The sequence below is a fragment of the Pseudomonas sp. AP3_22 TE3818 genome, assembly GCF_053628995.1.
Genome location: NZ_JBRJHL010000001.1, coordinates 3,553,866 through 3,570,187, shown reverse-complemented (window position 1 = coordinate 3,570,187; position 16,322 = coordinate 3,553,866). Strand labels below are relative to the sequence as shown.

The following is a 16,322-nucleotide window of genomic DNA, read 5'->3' as shown; positions in this document are numbered from 1 at the left end:
GCTACCGTTGGCGCTCGAGATAACTGAGCGGGACGCAGACATGCTGCTGTCGGTTCAAGAACTGTAGCAGGAGCATGACCCGTTCGGCGCCGAGCATAGACAGGAACACACCTTCGAGCGGCGCCAGCGGGCCGTGGACGATTTGCAGCATTTCCCCGGGCTCGATTGTCGTGCAGGTTCGCAATTGATCCAGCGATTGAAGGCTGCGCACGCGCAAGTGCTCGATGATCTCGTCGGACACCTCTGCGGGGACATGGTTGAATTCAACGATACGGCTGACGCCGCGAGTAGAGCGTATGGGCGCCCAGTGATCATGGGGACTCAACTGGATGAAGAGGTACCCTGGAAACAGGGACTCCAGCATCCGGTGGCGCTTGCCGCGAACCAGGCGTTCACTCACATGTTCAGGGCGAAACGTGACGTAGTCTTGTTGCAACAGGTTGAGCTGGGCTCTTTCGTCCTGACGGGGTTTGCATTGCAGTAGATACCAATGAGTGCCGTTGGGGCTATTAGTCAGCATTCTGGAGAGCTCCGTACATAGCTTGGTGTTGAGCACGACAGACCCGAGAAGAGGGGAGGAGACTCCGTCGTGCTGGCTAGTAGGTAGTTGGCCTATCGGGCCTTATAAGAATTCATTCCAAAAAGCATCATGTTTTTTATTGCTGGCTTTATGTGTTTCAGAAGTGAGCGTATATGTGTTTCAGAAGTGAACGTATATGTGTTTCAAGTGTGAGGCAGTTTGGCGGGGTGTATGTAGGGTCGTGTGTGGAACAAGAACCCTGCAACTTTCTCTGGCTCAAAGCTACCGCACGGTCCGCACTTGGCGTCCTGTATGCAAAGGTGTGTTTCACGTGTTGCCCGGACTCTTCGGAGATATAGTTTCGCTGTACTCACGAAGTATCCATGTGGGGCGGTATATAGTTATCGGCCTCTCTAAGCGGTCTGTCAAAACATAAGAAGTCAAAAAGCATACCTTTTATCTGTTTGTGAGTATGCTGCTACTAATCGATTGTTTTTAAAGGTAAAATGTATTCTGTCGGAAAAATTAAACTTTCGCTGACGTCCAGGGTCAGCGGAAGGTGAGTGCATTGCTTAGTTGGGAGACGATAGTGTATTTGTTAGTAATTACTAGTTGCGAATGATAATATTTTGCACGCTTGGCGCGCTATTGGTGCATGGCTTATAAGTGGGTTGCATAAGAGCCCCATAATGTTTCATTCGTTCAGGGGTGGTTGCTGTTTGATGGCTCTTTGAAATGCGTCAGAACTTGGGTGTGTCGCTATTTCTTTACACGCTGTAGTTACAAGAGTCTTGATACATCATGCGCCGCAGAGTGTGCGAAGTAATAGCGAGGGCCAGGTTGGGCGGCGGGGGACGAGCGTTGCGCAGAGTGCGTTGAGCGACCGGCAAGGTCGCTCAGTTGCAGCGGTGTTAAAAAAGCATATAGGCGGATGCAGTCGTCTGATTCAGGTCGATCTCTCCGACCTCCAGGACTTCGTATTCAGCGCGCAGGCCGATGTTGCGAAAGACATCGAACTCCACGCCGGCACCGTAGGTCAGGTCAACCCCGGTATCGTCGTCGGTGGCATTGCCGTCGGCGTCCCAGGCGTGAGCACCGACACTGCCGAATACCCGCAACCGATCACCCAGCGGAAAGCCGACATGGGCGGCAGCCTGAACCGACTTGCCGTCGAAATCGATATTCTTGTCCTTGAATTGACCGAGGTCGACGTAGGCACCTTCGAAGGCCAGGTAGCTGTTGAGGCGATAGCCTGCATAAACTTTGTAGCTGGTGTCCTCGTCGTCCAGTCGGGATTCGTCGGTCTGGATGTTGCTTACGCCAGCTCCAAGATACAAACCTTTGTCATCAGCGAGCGCCTGGAAAGACAGCAGCGATAGCAGTGAAGCGAAGCCAAGGTTTCGAAGTAGCATGTGTAGTGGAGTCCTTGTACAGGTTTGTCAGGTGTTAGGGTTCGGCGAGCATTTGAGGGGCCATGGGGGGTTAATAGAAATCATTGATTGATATTTTCGGGTCGTGAGGCAGGTTGTTGGCCGGGCATTGAAAGTAGCGCCTTGCCAGCGCCTGGACAGGCAGCGCTTTGCAGAACAACCAGCCTTGTGCCAACAGAACGCCCTCCGAAACCAGATGCGGCAGTTGCTCCGGAGTCTCGACACCTTCGGCCACGACCTTGAGCCTTAGCGACCTGGCCAACTGGGCAATGTGTCGCCACAGGGCATCCTCGGCCGCGATCTTGTCACCGGCGATGAACGAGCGATCTATTTTCAGAATGTCGAAAGGCACTGAATCGAGGAGCGAGAGGTTGGAATAGCCGATACCGAAGTCGTCCACGGCGATGCGATGACCGCACGCACGAAGCCGTCGCAATTGCATGGCGGCAGGCTTCTGGTCGAGCATGGTTCTTTCGGTGATTTCAAAGGCCATGGCTGACACAGGCATGTTGTAGGTTGCCAGCACGCTGGCCACATAATCTGGAAAGTCCGGGTCCTGAATATCCTGGGCGGACAGATTGACCGTAATGTAGAAATCCTTGCACGCCCAAAGGTAAGTGCTGTAATCCTCCGCTACTTGTCGAATCACCGAACGCGTCAGTTTGCGGATCAGGTCAGACTTCTCCGCCTGCGCAATGAAAACGTCCGCAGGCACGGGGGTGCCGTTGTCGCTCCAGTGAGACAGTGATTCGGCGCCAACCAGATAGCCCGTCGTCAAGTTGACGATTGGCTGATAGTGAACGCCCAGTATGTTGGCTTTCAGGGCCTTGCGAAGTCGTACGGCAGTAGAGGTGTAATGCCGTTGGATACACCTTGCGAGCAACACCAGCGCTGCGAACACGCACACAAGGCCAATGAATAATTTGAATTTGAGAGCTGTCAGGTAACTCGACGGAAGCGAAATGACCGAGATCAATTCATTTCGGTTGCCCGCAAAGGCAATGAGGGCTTTATCTGCCGAGGTGACCAATTCTTCAAGGTGGAACGGCTTCAGCATCTGCAGGGGCTTGAGGCCAGTAGAGGCAATGGGGACTGCGCCGCCGGGGCCGATGAGGTCCAGTTGCAGGTCATCGGGAAACTTCAAGTTGTCGAACAGAATCTTCTTGTTTGCCCAGACGTAGGTCGACTGTTCTGACACGATGATAAAATCGGTGTCCGCAGAAACGGCGTGGCCGGAATCGACCCAATAGGTTCGCTTTCCAACGGAGAACTTGCGCTTCTCATTACCGGCCGGTATCGACGGGACTTCTTGTCCATAGGAGGAACAGATCTTGCCATTGGGCAACTGGATTGCCGCTTGGTCAACAAATCGCAGGTCCTTAACCAGGTCGGCCAGTTGTGAGTATTGCTCGACAGAGCATTCCTGGCCTGAGCGATCAAGATCGCCGAGGGCTTCCAGTACCTTGTCGATCTGTGCATTGGGCTCCACTTGAGCCGCACGCAGATCGGCATAAACGTTATTCAACTTCCGTGCAATGACTGACTCCGCCAGACCTGCGGCACAGAACCATGCGGCCCAGCCTGCTGCAGCAATCAGACATACAGTGATTGCGTGCCTTCCAGATAACGCTTTATATACGGCAATCATCGAAAACCCCGAGGTATCATTATTTCACTGTGCACCTTGCAGTCGCGAGTTAAACCTCTTCAGTACCAGTCAATGACCCAGGCCAATAAGATGCCGCTGACATAGGCGGTCATGCACAGTATGATTTTCTGCTTGAGTGGCAGCGTGTTTATTCGATGAAGCATGCTTATCTCCTTGAGTGGGAAAACAAGCAATTGTCGGCATCCATGGTCCATCAACGGAAATTATTAATCCTCATTTTCCGGGGCTTGGTGGAAACGTGCCAACGACCTGATTGTAAAGGGATGAGGTGATGTTTCTGGGCCTGGCTGAATTGCGTCTGGCCGTTTCTGACGGTGTCTCTCCGTAAGCAGTCTGATAGGCCTTGGAGAATCGGCCCAGATGATGAAAGTTCCAGAACATCGCGGTTTCCGTCACGGTGGGCCATGTTTTATTGATCAGGTCGCGGCGGGCACTGGCGAGTCTCAGGTTTCTGATATAGGCGATTGGTGACATCCCGAATGTTTCGATAAAGCCAAAATGCAGGGTGCGGGTGGTCGTCTCAAGTTGCCTTACCAGTGACTTTATGGTGAGTGTTTTCTTGACATTGTCATGAATGTACTCGATGGCTTCTATCGCCACCTTTCGTCTGGTCGGGACTTTCCGGCTGAAGCCGCCAGCGGGGGTCAATGATTGCAATACAGACGCCAGTACCGCAGTTTCAATCGTTGAGCGCTCTGCTTCAGCATACTGTGGCGAGGCAGCGTCATTGATGTCGACACAGCAAGCGCTGATGGCTTGAATGGCAGACTGTATGAATTGAAAGTTATCAACCTGGTAGCTGTGTTTTGTTCTGTTCGCCAGTATGTCTTTGACAGGGTGAAGTTGGCGGCACCGGTCATAGTGCTCCAGTGTTGTGGTGATGGTGAACAGTGTTTCATTCGGTTCGCAGGTGTAATGCACCGATTCGTCGCTGTGCAGTACGATGATTTCGTCAGGCCGTAGTTTGTGATTGTTCACGACGGGGCGGCCAATCGGGGCCTGCGAGATGGCGAATGTGACGAATCCGGCGGGGACAGAACTGACCAGGGTGACGGATGAGTCGAACTCGAGGCGACTGCACTGCAGTTCAGGGCTGTGAAAGAGCCTATGTTGCCGGATGCGCGCCTCGTGCTCGGTCGGGATAAGGCTCATTTCCCAATTGCCTATTGTTCTGTTCAGTTGGCTGGGCGAGGCAGAAGACAAATGAAAGATTTCATCGGGAGGTGCGATACTCATGAAATTGAAAGCTCACCTGTTAAATGATTAGGGTCAGGCAATGACTGTCCGTGCGGCGATGACGGTCACATGCCGGATGAAGGTACAGCCGCGTCGGAAGGGTTGTCAGAGCCCCCGGATTATTTCCAGTTCCGCTGAAAATGCGTAATTGCTGTGCGATGGTGAGGCGTCCAGCTGCTGTACGTTGCGCGGGTCAACCATCGGACTGAAGATTTTCGATTGGGGTTTCATCGGGTCAATGGCTGCCGCTGTAAAGGAATAAAAGTCGTCAATGCGGTAACCCGTTTTTACCTGATAGCCAGTTTTCACGGAATCCGGAGCCTTCTTGTTGGTTTCGACACTCGTCAGTTTTGCACTGTAGATGCCTTTGTCGTCGGCCATGGCCTTGAGGGAAAGCAATAAACCAAACGACACGGTGACGAAGTTTTTCAGTAGCATCGAGGCGATTTCCTTATTTACAGTTTATTCAGGCAGAACCTAGTGAGAGCTGCATCTCTGCCACGACGTGGTCTGCAAATAATCTCACCCCGACTGCGCCTTCCAAAGTCAATAACTCATATTTGCCAGGTCGTCAGAAGAGGCCAATCGCCGCTTGCGACGGCAAATACCGCGCTGTTCAAAGTAATATGAGCGAGGTGGCGTAACTCATTCCCGCATCACTTTGTGGAGAAGGAGGGAGGGCTGAATCACTGTCCTGCTCGTCCGTATGATACTCATTCTCACTATGGATTTTCAGATGCGATAGTTTCTGAGTGTCATCCGGGTTTGTTTGAATTTCATAATATTCGATGGTCGTGCTTTCGACGGCGTGCTCGTCGTTCGCTAACGAACAAAATGGCAGGGCAGACAGAAATAAAACCGCCAGGCATCCGAAGGTTGTCGATTTATTGCTTCGCAGGAAATGCATTGTTTTCACTTGATTCCCCTGTGTAGGGCGTTGTCCCGGACGAGAATCAAGCAGGCTCGATTCCAGAGATTATTGGCGGGGGATTTTTTTCCGGGACGCCATCTGATTCAAGTCAATAACCGTTATTTTTATCAGGAGTCATCTTTGATATGAGCCTGTGCCAGGCGGGTGCTGAATCACTTAATGGTTCATGCAGCGCAAACGGCCAAGATCATGTATGTAAAAACACACGGTGTTTTTGTTCTGCGTCGGAATCAATTCGTAGTTCAGGATGGCGCCTTCCTGCAAGACATATTGGCGTCTGAAGAACAGGTCAGGGGTCTTTTCAATGGCAAAGAGTTCATTGTCCTGGCTGAGTTTGACGTTACTGATTTTGATCTGTACCTGGGTTTTGCTTTCTCTGATTATATTTGCCGATAGGGTTGCATTGCGGATTTTCCCATTCAGGCTTTCCAGCGTGGTCCCGGTGAGTCGGCCATGCCCGATAGTGAGATACTCTTCGGTGTTGAGCTGATTGAGATCTTCCAGCCATTGCCGGGCCTTTGTTTGATAGCTGGTATTTTCCATGTAGTGCGAAGGAGAATAAAAAAAGGAGAAAATACAGAGTGCATTGATCAAGGCTATAATCGGCCAGTGAACCGCTTGCGGAATTTCAAACTTCATAAGGTGACTTCCAAGCATTGACGAATCATCATGGCGAGGTCTCTTTCGCTGCTGTTTAATTGTAGATTTGCAGTGCTTAGATCCGGGCGAATGCACGAAACGGAATAGTTGGTTTTATACAGGTTGATCCAGACTTGACCCTTCAGGTTAGGTGGAAGCTGTTCTGATTGTTTGGCCGACAGCTCCATCAACGCTTGTGCCTCGGCAAGATCATTGCCTACGGCGTGGATGATCAGTCCATTCCTGTCGACGCTGGAAATTTCAATTTTTGGCGCTTCGAAGTCGAACTGAAAGACCGTCAAGGCAACGACTGCCAGGGTAACGATATAAGCGATTAGTTGGGCCTTGGTAATGCGGGTGGACTTTTCGGTTTTACTCGAGGGTGCCAGCGACTCATCGCCATCTGGCGGTGGTCGTTGTCCAGGAGTGGCTGCGGGTGGTTGCACAGCTTCTTCTGAGGGGGCCGGCAAGTCGGCTGCTGCATCGACTACAAAGTGCCGGTTGAAGCAATATCCCCGGCGAGGAACAGTCATCAGGATCTCGTGATCCCGACTGTCATTCAAAATGTTTCGTAGTGAGAAAACGGTTTGATTCAAACTGCCGGAAGCAACTACGCGGTCATTCCAGGTGTAGTCGATGATTTCATCGCGGCTTTTAGTGACACCTGGCTCCATGAGCAGCAGGTCCAATAGACGCGACTCGGCCCTGCCTAGCGTGGAATTCTGTACATCTCCATGGGGTGTTGTAAGGGTGAGCATGGCGCTGTCCGGGTCGAATATCGCCACGGCGCCATTTTTCAACTTGAAGGTGTAGCTCATAGAAATCTTCCGATCAGGCGTGCTGGCCTGAGTATAGGGGCCGGATTTGGCTCGGTACATTCGGGACTGGGAGATGAAATGGATGAGGACCAGGCGCAAGGCGCGCTGTGGTGCCTTTACGATGCGGGACCGGCTCGGTTCAGGAGCGCGGGGTGCGGTAAACAGCCCTGCCTGTCAGCGGTATCAGTTGAACCAAACAAAGGAAAAGCATTGTTGGATGCCCCATGGTTTTTGATTTTGACAGCGCGAATGATGCTTTGAATGGATGTTCTGCGCTATCCGAAAACTGCAAGCTCGGGCGGGTGAGTTTGCATGTAGCCAGGGCTTGGGCGGATTGCCTGCGCTGTCCGGACAAGGCATCGGTTGCTCCTGAACGGGTCGAGTGCTTTCACAATACGAGTCAATGATTGTTGTTTGTGCACCCAGTCAACGGCAGATTATTTTTGATCCCAATTAGCTTTGAACCAGGCTCGTTAGCGCTTTTAATGGATCTCGAGGAGCGTTGACACGCATCGCGTTCAGGCTTTGCCTGACGCGGCGCAAACGATCCTCACCTCTCGTTCGACGGCTTTTGCCCCGCGCCCTTCATGGAGGACGCGGGGTTTTTTTGGTTCGGGAAATTGCAGGAGCTGGCTTTCCAGCGATGGTCGTCAACGATAACGCGTGTGAACCGGATGAACGCGGTCCTCTGTAGGAGCTGGCCTGCCAGCGATGGTCGTTAACGATAACGCGGGTGAACTGGATGAACGCGGCGCACTGGAGTCCATCGCCAGCAAGCTGGCTCCTACAGTTTCAGCGTGGGCATGGCCCCTGTGGGAGCTGGCTTGCCAGCGATGGTCGTTAACGATGACGCGTGTGCACTGGATAAACGCCGCCGATCAAGGCAAGACATCGTAGCCACGCTGCTGCAGGCAACTGCTATAGACGGAATTGTTGGCGGTGACGCTTTGCTCGCTCGCCGCATTATTCTGCCGGCGCGCCTGGCGTTGCCTGGAAGCGCCCACCACGGCGCCGGCCGCCGCGGCACTGCGCGCGTGGTTCTGGCGATAGTCTTGCCGGGTGTCGTCGTCGATCTGGTCATAGACGTTTTCATGTTGGCGGCCTCGAACTTCAGCCGCGGTCGCCCCGGCTACGGCGGCGGTAGCGGCGCCCTTTGCCCGACCACCGGATGGCACGGTGCTTTGTACCGGATGTTGTGCGTTGGCCTGGGATTGGCAGGCACTGGTGTCCTGTGCGATGGCCTGGGAAGTCTGTCCTTTGAGAGGGATCACCGTCACTGCCAGGGCGCTGGTGCTCTGCAACAGCATCAGCACCGCCAGGGTATGGGCCAGTATTTTCATGATGGGGTCTCACGTCAGGCGTCGGCACGGCTGACGGTTTGTCAGGGAACAAGCGCGGTTGAAACCCCATGCCAGTCTGCGTGCGATGGGGTTTATCCGGGCATCAGTGCTTGAGGAGCAGGGCCTGCATATCGTCTGTCATGCTTTTGAGCGCGACCTTGAAGTCACTGGCAAGCACCGGCTGTTGGGCATTGTCGAGTGTCGCGCCAAACACCTTGCGAACCATCTTCGCGACCGGCAAACCGGTCTTGGCATCGATCAGGTTGGCTTCGATGTACATCTCGGCAGTCTGATCGCGATGCCCGGTGGCTGCTTGTGTCGCCCCGACAATGGCGCCGATCGGAACGGCCTCATACCAGTGCATGCCTTCGTTGTTGGCGCTGACGTGAGTGATCGCCGCTTGCAGGATCAGCGAGCGCGAATCGGTCGGTGCCAGTTGCGGATAAGGGACGATCGCATAGCGGCGGGAAAAGGCTTGCTTGACGCTGTTGCTGGCCATCAATTGCAGGTCTTGCAGGGTCTTCAGGCTGACGCGTGCGGTCGGCTTCGGCGCCGGATACAGCTCCATCCGCCTGAACACTACGGTGGAGTAGGCGCGAGGATCGAACCCCGGCGATACCCAGCGCAGGACCTTCTGTTCACTCGGTGTCGTTTGCTCCTCCAGGCCCTGGTAATTGCCCAGGAAGCCCGAGTATTGCTCCTGTTGCGCCACTTTCGAGACACAGCCGACCTGAAATACACAGCTCAAAGCAATACCCGCAATCCATTTATTCGACATGCCCATGTGTTCGGTTCTCACGTAATGAAAGTTGTCATTCGGGTACAGGTGTTTGCACGCCGGTCAATGCGGGCCGAATGCTGCCTGCAGCAGCGGGATAATCCGAATCAAAAACTCTCAAAAACCGTTAAACACCCGGCCAGCGAGGGGCAGGGCCGGGTTGCACATCGATCACAGTTGCCTACGCTAACCCTTTGCAACGCCGGTTTTTGACAACGACAGGTGAGTGAGATGGATTTGAAAGATGGGTGGATGGGTAGCGCGTCGACACTCGTCGTTGCGTTGGGCTTCATCCCGATGGCTCAGGCTGAGGATTCGGCAGAGTTGGCGAAAAAAGCCCTCAACCCGGTCGCCGCGATGTACAGCCTGCCGGTGCAGTACAACTGGGACCAGAAAATGGGGCCGTCCGGGGAGGGGATGCACAGCGTGACCAATATCCAGCCGGTGCTGCCGTTTGCCCTGAACGAGGACTGGAATCTCATCTCTCGCACCATTCTGCCGATCATCGACCAGCACGGCCTGGCCCCCAATGGCGCGGCGGACAAATCCGGCACAGGCGATATCACCCAAAGTTTTTTCTTCTCGCCGACCAAGCCGACGGCAAGTGGCTGGATACTCGGTGCCGGCCCGGCGTTGCTGATACCGACCGGCAGTGATGAGTTGCTCGGCAGCGAGCAATGGGGCCTGGGCCCGACGGGGGTGGCGTTGAAACAATCCAATGGCTGGACCCGCGGCATTCTGGCCAACCATATCTGGGGCCTGGACGACAGCCCGCCGGACGACAAGGAAAAGGTCAACCAGACCTTCCTGCAACCCTTTCTCTCGTACACCACCCATACGCTCACGACCTACGGGGTCAACACCGAGTCAACCTATAATTGGCAATCGCGGGAATGGTCGGTACCGGTCAACCTCACGGTCACCCAATTGTTGAAGCTCGGCGGTCAACCGCTGACAGTGCAGGCCGGCCCGCGCTACTGGCTCGACAGCCCGCAAGACGGCCCGCAAGGCTGGGGCTTTCGCGCCGCCGTGACGTTCCTGTTTCCACGCTGATACGCCGTTTCGGACGGCCTGGAGGAGACACCCCATGGACCGATTCACCGGCGGTTGTTTGTGCGGCAAGGTGCGCCTTGTCGCGTCGGGGCGCCCGTTCCGGGTTGGCGTTTGTCACTGTCTCGACTGCCGCAAGCATCATGGGGCGCTGTTTCACGCGTCCGCGATATTTCATCAGGATGCCGTGACGATCGAAGGCGAAACACGTGACTACGCCGGGCGGCATTTCTGTCCGCACTGCGGTTCGTCCGTGTTCGCGCGCAGTGCTGACGAAGTCGAAGTGAACCTCGGATCCCTGGATGCCCCGGACCAACTGACGCCAACCTATGAGAGCTGGGTCGTGCGTCGCGAGGCCTGGCTGCCGGCGTTTGCGCTCACACGACGCTACGAGCGCGATCGGGATGCCACGGGGCGTTTCGAGGACTAGCGGGCACGTATTGCGGTACGCCAGGTCTTGAGGCTCCGGGTGTCCGGTTCAACGATCAGTGAGTTTTCAGCACCGCACAGAAAGATTGATGCAGCGTATCTCTCGCCGCTAATCAATCAGCTGATCGATCAGCACCGCGTTGGTATAAACCAGGCTGCCATCGCTCGCCCGATGCCCGACCAGATGAAACTGACCGCGTTCGTGCTGCAGATAGACGCGCATCTGACAGTCGGACAAGGGCGCGTATCCCTCGGGCATTTTCAAATCCATCGAGTCCATATCGACATCGACCATGGCTTCACGCTCGTGGGTCTTCTGCAGGCGCTCTTCGGCCTGTTCCAGACGGAGATGGAGAGGTCCGTCGACGTAGAAATGGACTTCCCCCATCGGGGTGGACTTTTGGTCGCCGCTGGTTTTGCACCAGCCTTCGATCGTCAGGGCACTCATGACGAAACCTCCCATGTGGATTGCTGGACTGTGTGGCTGTCGTCCCTGCTCAATGTCACCACTTTTGTTTGACGACTCGACAAGGGCAGGGTTCGAACTTTGCGGTGCCGAACTCTGCCATCCGTCATCAGCACTCAAGTATAGCTGGCAACCGGAACTCACTTGCCGGCCTCACGTTACAAGCCGATCGCTCTATACTTCTTACTGACTTTAACGCCCGGACGGGTGGTATTTGTCGGCCCTGCTTGGACGTCAGTGGCGATGCTTATTGCATAACCAATGAACAACAGGAATAGGATGAAGAGCAAATGGCAATAGCAATTGTCTTGATACTCATCGTTATTGCATCCGTGCTATTCCACATACTGGCGCCCTGGCATGCGACACCGGCCGCTTCCAATTGGGGATCCATAGACACCACCCTGTTCATCACCCTGATCATCAGCGGAATATTTTTCATTGCTATCACGGGATTCATGGCGGTAGCGGTGATTCGTTATCGTCACAAGGTGGGTGCCAGGGCGGCCTACCAGCCGGAAAACAAAAAACTGGAAACATGGCTGATCATCGTTACCTCGGCCGGTATCGCCGGGATGTTGGCGCCAGGTCTGGTTGTCTACAACGATTTCATCCGGGTGCCGAAAAATGCCTACGAACTTGAAGTGGTCGGCCAGCAGTGGCAGTGGGCCTATCGTTTTGCCGGGCAAGACGCAAAACTGGGCAAGTCGGATATCAAGTTTGTCGACTCCACCAATCCCCTCGGCCTTGATCCCAAGGATCCTGCCGGGCAGGACGATGTACTCGTCATGAATAATGAAGTTCGCCTTCCGCTCGATCGGCCGGTGAAAGTTTTATTACGCTCCAAAGATGTCCTGCACGATTTCTATGTACCGCAAATACGCAGCAAGATGGATATGGTGCCAGGGATGGTGTCGTACTTCTGGTTTACGCCGACTAAAACCGGAAAATACGAAGTCCTTTGCGCTGAATTTTGTGGCGTAGGTCATTACAACATGCGCGGCCATATGATCGTGGAAGAGCAAGCCGTCTTCGATCAATGGCTGAAAGGCCAACCGACTTTTGCGCAGACATTGACCACAGCTGCCAAACCCGGTGGAGACAGCGTGCTGGAAAAAGGCCGCCAGTTGGTCGAACAGCTAGGCTGCAAGGCCTGCCATAGCCAGGATGGCAGTGCCAGTCTCGGCCCGGGATGGAAGGGGCTGTACGGCCGCACTGAACAGCTTGCCGATGGCACCGGCGTGCTGGTCGACGAGGCCTACCTGAAAGAGTCGATTCTCGATCCGAAGGCCCATCTGGTAAAGGGCTACCCACCGGTCATGGTGGCCTATACTCTCAAAGACGACGAACTGGGTGCCGTCATCGCCCTGATCAAGTCACTGGGTGCTGCCCGGCAAGACGATCAACCTTCGACAGGCGAAGCGCCGAGCCCGGGTGAAGACCTGGTGGCGCAGGGGCAGCGACTGGCCGGGTCGCTTGGCTGTCTGGCCTGCCACAGTGTCGATGGCAACAAGGGTGTCGGCGCCAGCTGGCAGGGCCTGTATGGCAAGACGGAAACCCTTGCCGACGATACGAGCGTAAAGGTCGATGAGGGCTATTTGAAAGAGTCGGTTCTTCATCCCAATGCCAAAATCGTCAAGGGCTATCCAGCCGTCATGCCGACCCTGGCGCCGAGTGACAAGGAACTGAATGCACTGATCGCTTTTATCAAATCCAAAGCGAATGCTGACGCTGATGCGACCAAGGCGGAGCCAGGGAAGTAGCCGTAAAGCAGCCAGAAACACACTGAAACTTCGGAACGAGGATGACGTGATGGCCTATGCGGAACAAGCCGAAACAGAAGCACTGCACGAGCCTAAAAGCTTCCTGACCAAATACATCTGGAGTCAGGACCACAAGGTCATAGCCATTCAATATTCCTTGACGGCTCTGTTCGTGGGGCTTGTCGCGGTGGTGTTGTCCGACTTGATGCGCATGCAAATCGGCTTCCCCGGCAGTTTGGCGTTCATGGATGCCAATACTTACTATCAGGCGATGACCATGCACGGCATGATCATGGTCATCTACTTGCTGACGGCCTTGTTTCTGGGGGGCTTCGGTAACTATCTGATCCCGCTGATGGTGGGCGCCCGTGACATGGTCTTCCCCTATGTCAACATGCTCAGTTACTGGTTTTACCTGCTGGCGGTAGTGGTGTTGCTCAGCAGTTTTTTCGTCCCGGGCGGCCCCACGGGTGCCGGCTGGACGCTCTATCCGCCGCAGTCCATCGCCCAGGGGACACCGGGCGTCGAGTGGGGCATTGTCCTGATGCTCGTCTCACTGGCGATTTTTATCGTCGCCGCCACCATGGGCGGGTTGAACTACGTCACCACGGTGTTGCAGGCGCGCACGCACGGCATGACTTTGTTTCGCATGCCGCTCTCGGTGTGGGGCATCTTCATGGCCTCGATCATGGCCTTGCTGGCCTTCCCGGCGTTGTTCGTCAGCGCGGTGATGATGCTGTTTGACAAGCTGTTGGGCACCAGCTTCTTCATGCCGGCGATGGTCTCGCTCGGGCAGCAGCTCGATCACCAGGGTGGCAGCCCGATATTGTTCCAGCACTTGTTCTGGTTTTTCGGCCACCCGGAAGTCTACATCGTTGCCCTCCCTGCATTTGGCCTGGTCTCCGACCTGATCAGCACCCATGCGCGTAAAAACATCTTCGGTTACCGAATGATGGTGTGGGCCATTATTGCGATCGGCGTGCTGAGTTTTGTGGTCTGGGCGCACCATATGTATGTCAGCGGAATGAACCCGTACTTTGGCTTTTTTTTCGCCGTCAGCACCTTGATCATTGCGGTGCCGACCGCGCTGAAAGTCTATAACTGGGTACTGACCCTGTGGCGCGGCGACATCCATCTGACCGTGCCGATGCTGTTTGCCCTGGCCTTTATCGTCACCTTCCTGGTCGGCGGCCTGACCGGGTTGTTTCTCGGCAATGTGATCGTGGATATTCCGCTTTCGGACACCTATTTCGTCGTCGCCCATTTTCATATGGTCATGGGGGTCGCACCGGTACTGGTGGTGTTCGGCGGTATCTATCACTGGTATCCGAAAGTCACCGGGCGCATGTACAACGACACCCTGGGCAAACTGCATTTCTGGATTACCTTTCTGGGCACCTACGCCATCTTCTTCCCCATGCACTACCTGGGTTTCCAGGGCATGCCACGTCGCTACTACGCCTATGAAAACTACGCGTTCATCCCGCAGTCGGCGCAAGAGCTGAATGCCTTCATTACGGTGGTCGCATTGACTGTCGGGGTTTCTCAATTACTGTTCGTGTTCAACATGGCCTGGAGTGCATTCAAGGGCAAGCCCGCCGGCAGTAATCCCTGGGGCGGGGCCAGCCTGGAATGGCAAACGCCGAACACCCCGCCGATACATGGTAACTGGGGAGAGAAATTGCCGGTCGTGCATCGCTGGGCCTATGACTACAGCGTGCCGGGGATAGAGCAGGATTTCGTGCCGCAAACGGTCTCCGCCGAGGAGTTGGAGCACATGCGCCAACTCAGTGCCGGAACCAAAATAGCGGACGTCAAGACATGAACAGGCTGCTATTGAGAAACGCCGACGGCGCTGACCCCGGCGGCAGTTGGAATCGCGACCCTGAGGGCGTTCACGACGCCGAGGGTGCCAATAGACGTCAAATCGCAAGAGTGGGCTTGCGCTTGTTTCTGGTGGTGGTCAGCTCGTTGTTCTTCCTGTTCCTGATCGCCTTTGTTGCCCGTTCACAAATGGCCGACTGGCTACCCCTGACAGAGCCTTTGGCGCCGTTAAGCAATCTGCGGCCGCTATGGCTGAATTCGGCTTTTCTGCTATTGAGTTGCATCGCACTGCAATGGTCGCGCATGGCCGCCCGACAGGCTCGGCCGGTCGCAACCGTGATGGGTTTTGCACTGGGGGGCGTCTTTGCAATTGCCTTTCTGGCGGGGCAACTCTGGGTCTGGCAGCAGTTTGTCGCCTGGGGTTACTTTGTCGCCAGCAATCCGGCCAACAGTTTTTTCTACCTGTTGACCGGGCTGCATGGGCTCCACCTGCTGGGCGGGCTGATCGCCTGGTGCTGGATCGTCGCTAAATTCCTGCGCCATGTGCCATTGGCGCAACTGAGCGCCAGCGTAGACCTCTGTGCCATCTATTGGCATTACTTGCTGGGACTCTGGTTCGTGCTGTTCGCTCTGCTGGCCAGCACGCCGCAAACCTATGAAGCCATCGCCAGATTCTGCGGCCTGAGGTGAAAAACCATGGCATCGCACCCGCAAGTCCAAGCCCAAGCCGAGACCCGTTCATCCAATCCACCAGGTTCGCCAACTGCGCCGGGATGGCAAGGCATCGCCAGTGACTGGTCCTCGGACAAAGAGGCCTTCAAGCAGGTGCCCTGGGGCAAGGCGATGATGTGGATATTCCTGCTCAGCGATACGTTTATATTCACCTGTTTTTTAACCGGCTACATGTCAGTACGCATGACCATCACGACGGCCTGGCCGAACCCGAGTGAAGTGTTTGCCTTGACGATCGGAGGAAGGGAGATCCCGCTTATTCTGATCGCCATCATGACCTTTGTGCTGATCAGTAGCAGCGGCACCATGGCCATGGCCGTTAATTTCGCCTATCGCCGTGATCGTACGAAAACGACTGCCCTGATGCTGGCGACCGCTGCCTTGGGTGTGACTTTCGTCGGCATGCAGGCATTTGAATGGAGCAAGCTCATCGCAGAAGGCGTGCGTCCGTGGGGGAACCCCATGGGGGCGGCGCAATTTGGTGCCAGCTTCTTCATGATTACCGGTTTTCACGGACTGCATGTGTCAATCGGCGCCATCTACCTCAGCATTGTGGCGCTGAAAGTTTTGCGCGGAGATTATGAACGTTCCGGAAACTATCAGAACGTCGAAATAGCCGGGCTTTACTGGCACTTCGTGGATTTGGTGTGGGTGTTTATTTTTGCTTTCTTCTATTTATGGTAGAGGAGCACGGGTG

General features: G+C 55.0%; 18 protein-coding genes. 7 read left to right on the top strand and 11 right to left on the bottom strand.

The window, feature by feature from the left end; translation table 11 throughout:
• Position 1: 1 nt before the first annotated feature.
• From rfaH to AB7M25_RS16120, 8 genes are all read right to left on the bottom strand, one after another.
• On the bottom strand, positions 2–520 hold the full coding sequence (gene rfaH / locus AB7M25_RS16155) for a transcription/translation regulatory transformer protein RfaH (protein ID WP_429561672.1): 519 nt from the start codon (positions 518–520) through the stop codon (positions 2–4).
• Between the two features lie 911 nt (positions 521–1,431).
• A complete protein-coding gene (locus tag AB7M25_RS16150) occupies positions 1,432–1,932 on the bottom strand; it encodes an outer membrane beta-barrel protein (protein ID WP_429385370.1) in 501 nt (166 codons plus the stop codon).
• A gap of 70 nt (positions 1,933–2,002) precedes the next feature.
• The gene (locus AB7M25_RS16145) at positions 2,003–3,598 is read right to left on the bottom strand and encodes an EAL domain-containing protein (RefSeq protein WP_429385368.1); all 1,596 of its coding nucleotides are present in this window, start codon (positions 3,596–3,598) and stop codon (positions 2,003–2,005) included.
• A gap of 234 nt (positions 3,599–3,832) precedes the next feature.
• Positions 3,833–4,855, bottom strand: coding sequence for an AraC family transcriptional regulator (locus tag AB7M25_RS16140; RefSeq protein WP_429385366.1), 1,023 nt, complete (start codon positions 4,853–4,855; stop codon positions 3,833–3,835).
• Positions 4,856–4,960: 105 nt separating this feature from the next.
• Entirely contained in the window at positions 4,961–5,293 is a 333-nt protein-coding gene (locus AB7M25_RS16135; RefSeq protein WP_454237624.1) for a hypothetical protein, read from the bottom strand.
• Between the two features lie 178 nt (positions 5,294–5,471).
• On the bottom strand, positions 5,472–5,762 hold the full coding sequence (locus AB7M25_RS16130) for a hypothetical protein (RefSeq protein ID WP_429385481.1): 291 nt from the start codon (positions 5,760–5,762) through the stop codon (positions 5,472–5,474).
• A 180-nt stretch (positions 5,763–5,942) separates the two neighbouring features.
• Positions 5,943–6,425, bottom strand: a complete 483-nt coding sequence (locus AB7M25_RS16125; RefSeq protein WP_429385362.1) for a hypothetical protein — start codon at positions 6,423–6,425, stop codon at positions 5,943–5,945.
• Positions 6,422–7,243 carry a winged helix-turn-helix domain-containing protein gene (locus AB7M25_RS16120; protein WP_429385361.1) on the bottom strand — a complete coding sequence of 274 codons (822 nt, stop codon included), beginning with the start codon at positions 7,241–7,243 and terminating at the stop codon, positions 6,422–6,424. Before AB7M25_RS16120 ends, AB7M25_RS16125 begins: the two co-directional genes overlap by 4 nt.
• 711 nt (positions 7,244–7,954) lie before the next feature.
• Here AB7M25_RS16120 and AB7M25_RS16115 point away from each other — a divergent pair.
• Positions 7,955–8,140, top strand: a complete 186-nt coding sequence (locus AB7M25_RS16115) for a hypothetical protein (RefSeq protein ID WP_454237623.1) — start codon at positions 7,955–7,957, stop codon at positions 8,138–8,140.
• Here the strand turns inward: AB7M25_RS16115 and AB7M25_RS16110 are convergent.
• Both AB7M25_RS16110 and AB7M25_RS16105 read right to left on the bottom strand, forming a co-directional pair.
• Positions 8,122–8,583 carry a hypothetical protein gene (locus AB7M25_RS16110; RefSeq protein ID WP_429518117.1) on the bottom strand — a complete coding sequence of 154 codons (462 nt, stop codon included), beginning with the start codon at positions 8,581–8,583 and terminating at the stop codon, positions 8,122–8,124. The genes AB7M25_RS16115 and AB7M25_RS16110 overlap by 19 nt on opposite strands.
• Positions 8,584–8,686: 103 nt before the next feature.
• Positions 8,687–9,367, bottom strand: a complete 681-nt coding sequence (locus AB7M25_RS16105; RefSeq protein WP_454237622.1) for a DUF3313 domain-containing protein — start codon at positions 9,365–9,367, stop codon at positions 8,687–8,689.
• Between the two features lie 225 nt (positions 9,368–9,592).
• Here AB7M25_RS16105 and AB7M25_RS16100 point away from each other — a divergent pair, with 225 nt between their 5' ends.
• A complete protein-coding gene (locus AB7M25_RS16100) occupies positions 9,593–10,414 on the top strand; it encodes a transporter (protein WP_429385356.1) in 822 nt (273 codons plus the stop codon).
• 34 nt (positions 10,415–10,448) lie between these two features.
• Entirely contained in the window at positions 10,449–10,841 is a 393-nt protein-coding gene (locus tag AB7M25_RS16095; protein WP_429385354.1) for a GFA family protein, read from the top strand.
• 108 nt (positions 10,842–10,949) lie between these two features.
• Here AB7M25_RS16095 and AB7M25_RS16090 read toward each other — a convergent pair whose 3' ends face one another.
• Positions 10,950–11,288: a hypothetical protein gene (locus tag AB7M25_RS16090; RefSeq protein ID WP_429518121.1), complete on the bottom strand. Its 339-nt coding sequence runs from the start codon at positions 11,286–11,288 to the stop codon at positions 10,950–10,952.
• A 308-nt stretch (positions 11,289–11,596) separates the two neighbouring features.
• On the opposite strand from AB7M25_RS16090, the gene AB7M25_RS16085 reads away from it, so the two are divergent.
• The 4 genes from AB7M25_RS16085 to AB7M25_RS16070 are packed head-to-tail and all read left to right on the top strand — an operon-like array spanning position 11,597 to position 16,309.
• Complete coding sequence (locus AB7M25_RS16085) at positions 11,597–13,069, top strand: c-type cytochrome (protein ID WP_454237621.1); 1,473 nt, start codon at positions 11,597–11,599, stop codon at positions 13,067–13,069.
• 49 nt (positions 13,070–13,118) lie between these two features.
• Positions 13,119–14,894 (top strand): cytochrome c oxidase subunit I, encoded by a 1,776-nt coding sequence (ctaD, locus tag AB7M25_RS16080; RefSeq protein WP_429518125.1) that lies wholly within the window; start codon positions 13,119–13,121, stop codon positions 14,892–14,894.
• Positions 14,891–15,583 carry a cytochrome c oxidase subunit 3 gene (locus tag AB7M25_RS16075; protein WP_429561621.1) on the top strand — a complete coding sequence of 231 codons (693 nt, stop codon included), beginning with the start codon at positions 14,891–14,893 and terminating at the stop codon, positions 15,581–15,583. Before ctaD ends, AB7M25_RS16075 begins: the two co-directional genes overlap by 4 nt.
• Positions 15,584–15,589: 6 nt before the next feature.
• Complete coding sequence (locus AB7M25_RS16070; protein WP_429385344.1) at positions 15,590–16,309, top strand: heme-copper oxidase subunit III family protein; 720 nt, start codon at positions 15,590–15,592, stop codon at positions 16,307–16,309.
• Positions 16,310–16,322: the final 13 nt, after the last annotated feature.

What these genes read in the sequence shown, in the direction of transcription:
- AB7M25_RS16085 (WP_454237621.1), top strand. Translation starts at nt 11,597, where the DNA reads ATGGCAATAGCAATTGTCTTGATACTCATCGTTATTGCATCCGTGCTA.
- ctaD (WP_429518125.1), top strand. Translation starts at nt 13,119, where the DNA reads ATGGCCTATGCGGAACAAGCCGAAACAGAAGCACTGCACGAGCCTAAA.
- AB7M25_RS16100 (WP_429385356.1), top strand. Translation starts at nt 9,593, where the DNA reads ATGGATTTGAAAGATGGGTGGATGGGTAGCGCGTCGACACTCGTCGTT.
- AB7M25_RS16140 (WP_429385366.1), bottom strand. Translation starts at nt 4,855, where the DNA reads ATGAGTATCGCACCTCCCGATGAAATCTTTCATTTGTCTTCTGCCTCG.
- AB7M25_RS16115 (WP_454237623.1), top strand. Translation starts at nt 7,955, where the DNA reads ATGGTCGTTAACGATAACGCGGGTGAACTGGATGAACGCGGCGCACTG.
- AB7M25_RS16090 (WP_429518121.1), bottom strand. Translation starts at nt 11,288, where the DNA reads ATGAGTGCCCTGACGATCGAAGGCTGGTGCAAAACCAGCGGCGACCAA.
- rfaH (WP_429561672.1), bottom strand. Translation starts at nt 520, where the DNA reads ATGCTGACTAATAGCCCCAACGGCACTCATTGGTATCTACTGCAATGC.
- AB7M25_RS16095 (WP_429385354.1), top strand. Translation starts at nt 10,449, where the DNA reads ATGGACCGATTCACCGGCGGTTGTTTGTGCGGCAAGGTGCGCCTTGTC.
- AB7M25_RS16110 (WP_429518117.1), bottom strand. Translation starts at nt 8,583, where the DNA reads ATGAAAATACTGGCCCATACCCTGGCGGTGCTGATGCTGTTGCAGAGC.
- AB7M25_RS16125 (WP_429385362.1), bottom strand. Translation starts at nt 6,425, where the DNA reads ATGAAGTTTGAAATTCCGCAAGCGGTTCACTGGCCGATTATAGCCTTG.
- AB7M25_RS16150 (WP_429385370.1), bottom strand. Translation starts at nt 1,932, where the DNA reads ATGCTACTTCGAAACCTTGGCTTCGCTTCACTGCTATCGCTGCTGTCT.
- AB7M25_RS16070 (WP_429385344.1), top strand. Translation starts at nt 15,590, where the DNA reads ATGGCATCGCACCCGCAAGTCCAAGCCCAAGCCGAGACCCGTTCATCC.
- AB7M25_RS16145 (WP_429385368.1), bottom strand. Translation starts at nt 3,598, where the DNA reads ATGATTGCCGTATATAAAGCGTTATCTGGAAGGCACGCAATCACTGTA.
- AB7M25_RS16120 (WP_429385361.1), bottom strand. Translation starts at nt 7,243, where the DNA reads ATGAGCTACACCTTCAAGTTGAAAAATGGCGCCGTGGCGATATTCGAC.
- AB7M25_RS16105 (WP_454237622.1), bottom strand. Translation starts at nt 9,367, where the DNA reads ATGGGCATGTCGAATAAATGGATTGCGGGTATTGCTTTGAGCTGTGTA.
- AB7M25_RS16075 (WP_429561621.1), top strand. Translation starts at nt 14,891, where the DNA reads ATGAACAGGCTGCTATTGAGAAACGCCGACGGCGCTGACCCCGGCGGC.
- AB7M25_RS16130 (WP_429385481.1), bottom strand. Translation starts at nt 5,762, where the DNA reads ATGCATTTCCTGCGAAGCAATAAATCGACAACCTTCGGATGCCTGGCG.
- AB7M25_RS16135 (WP_454237624.1), bottom strand. Translation starts at nt 5,293, where the DNA reads ATGCTACTGAAAAACTTCGTCACCGTGTCGTTTGGTTTATTGCTTTCC.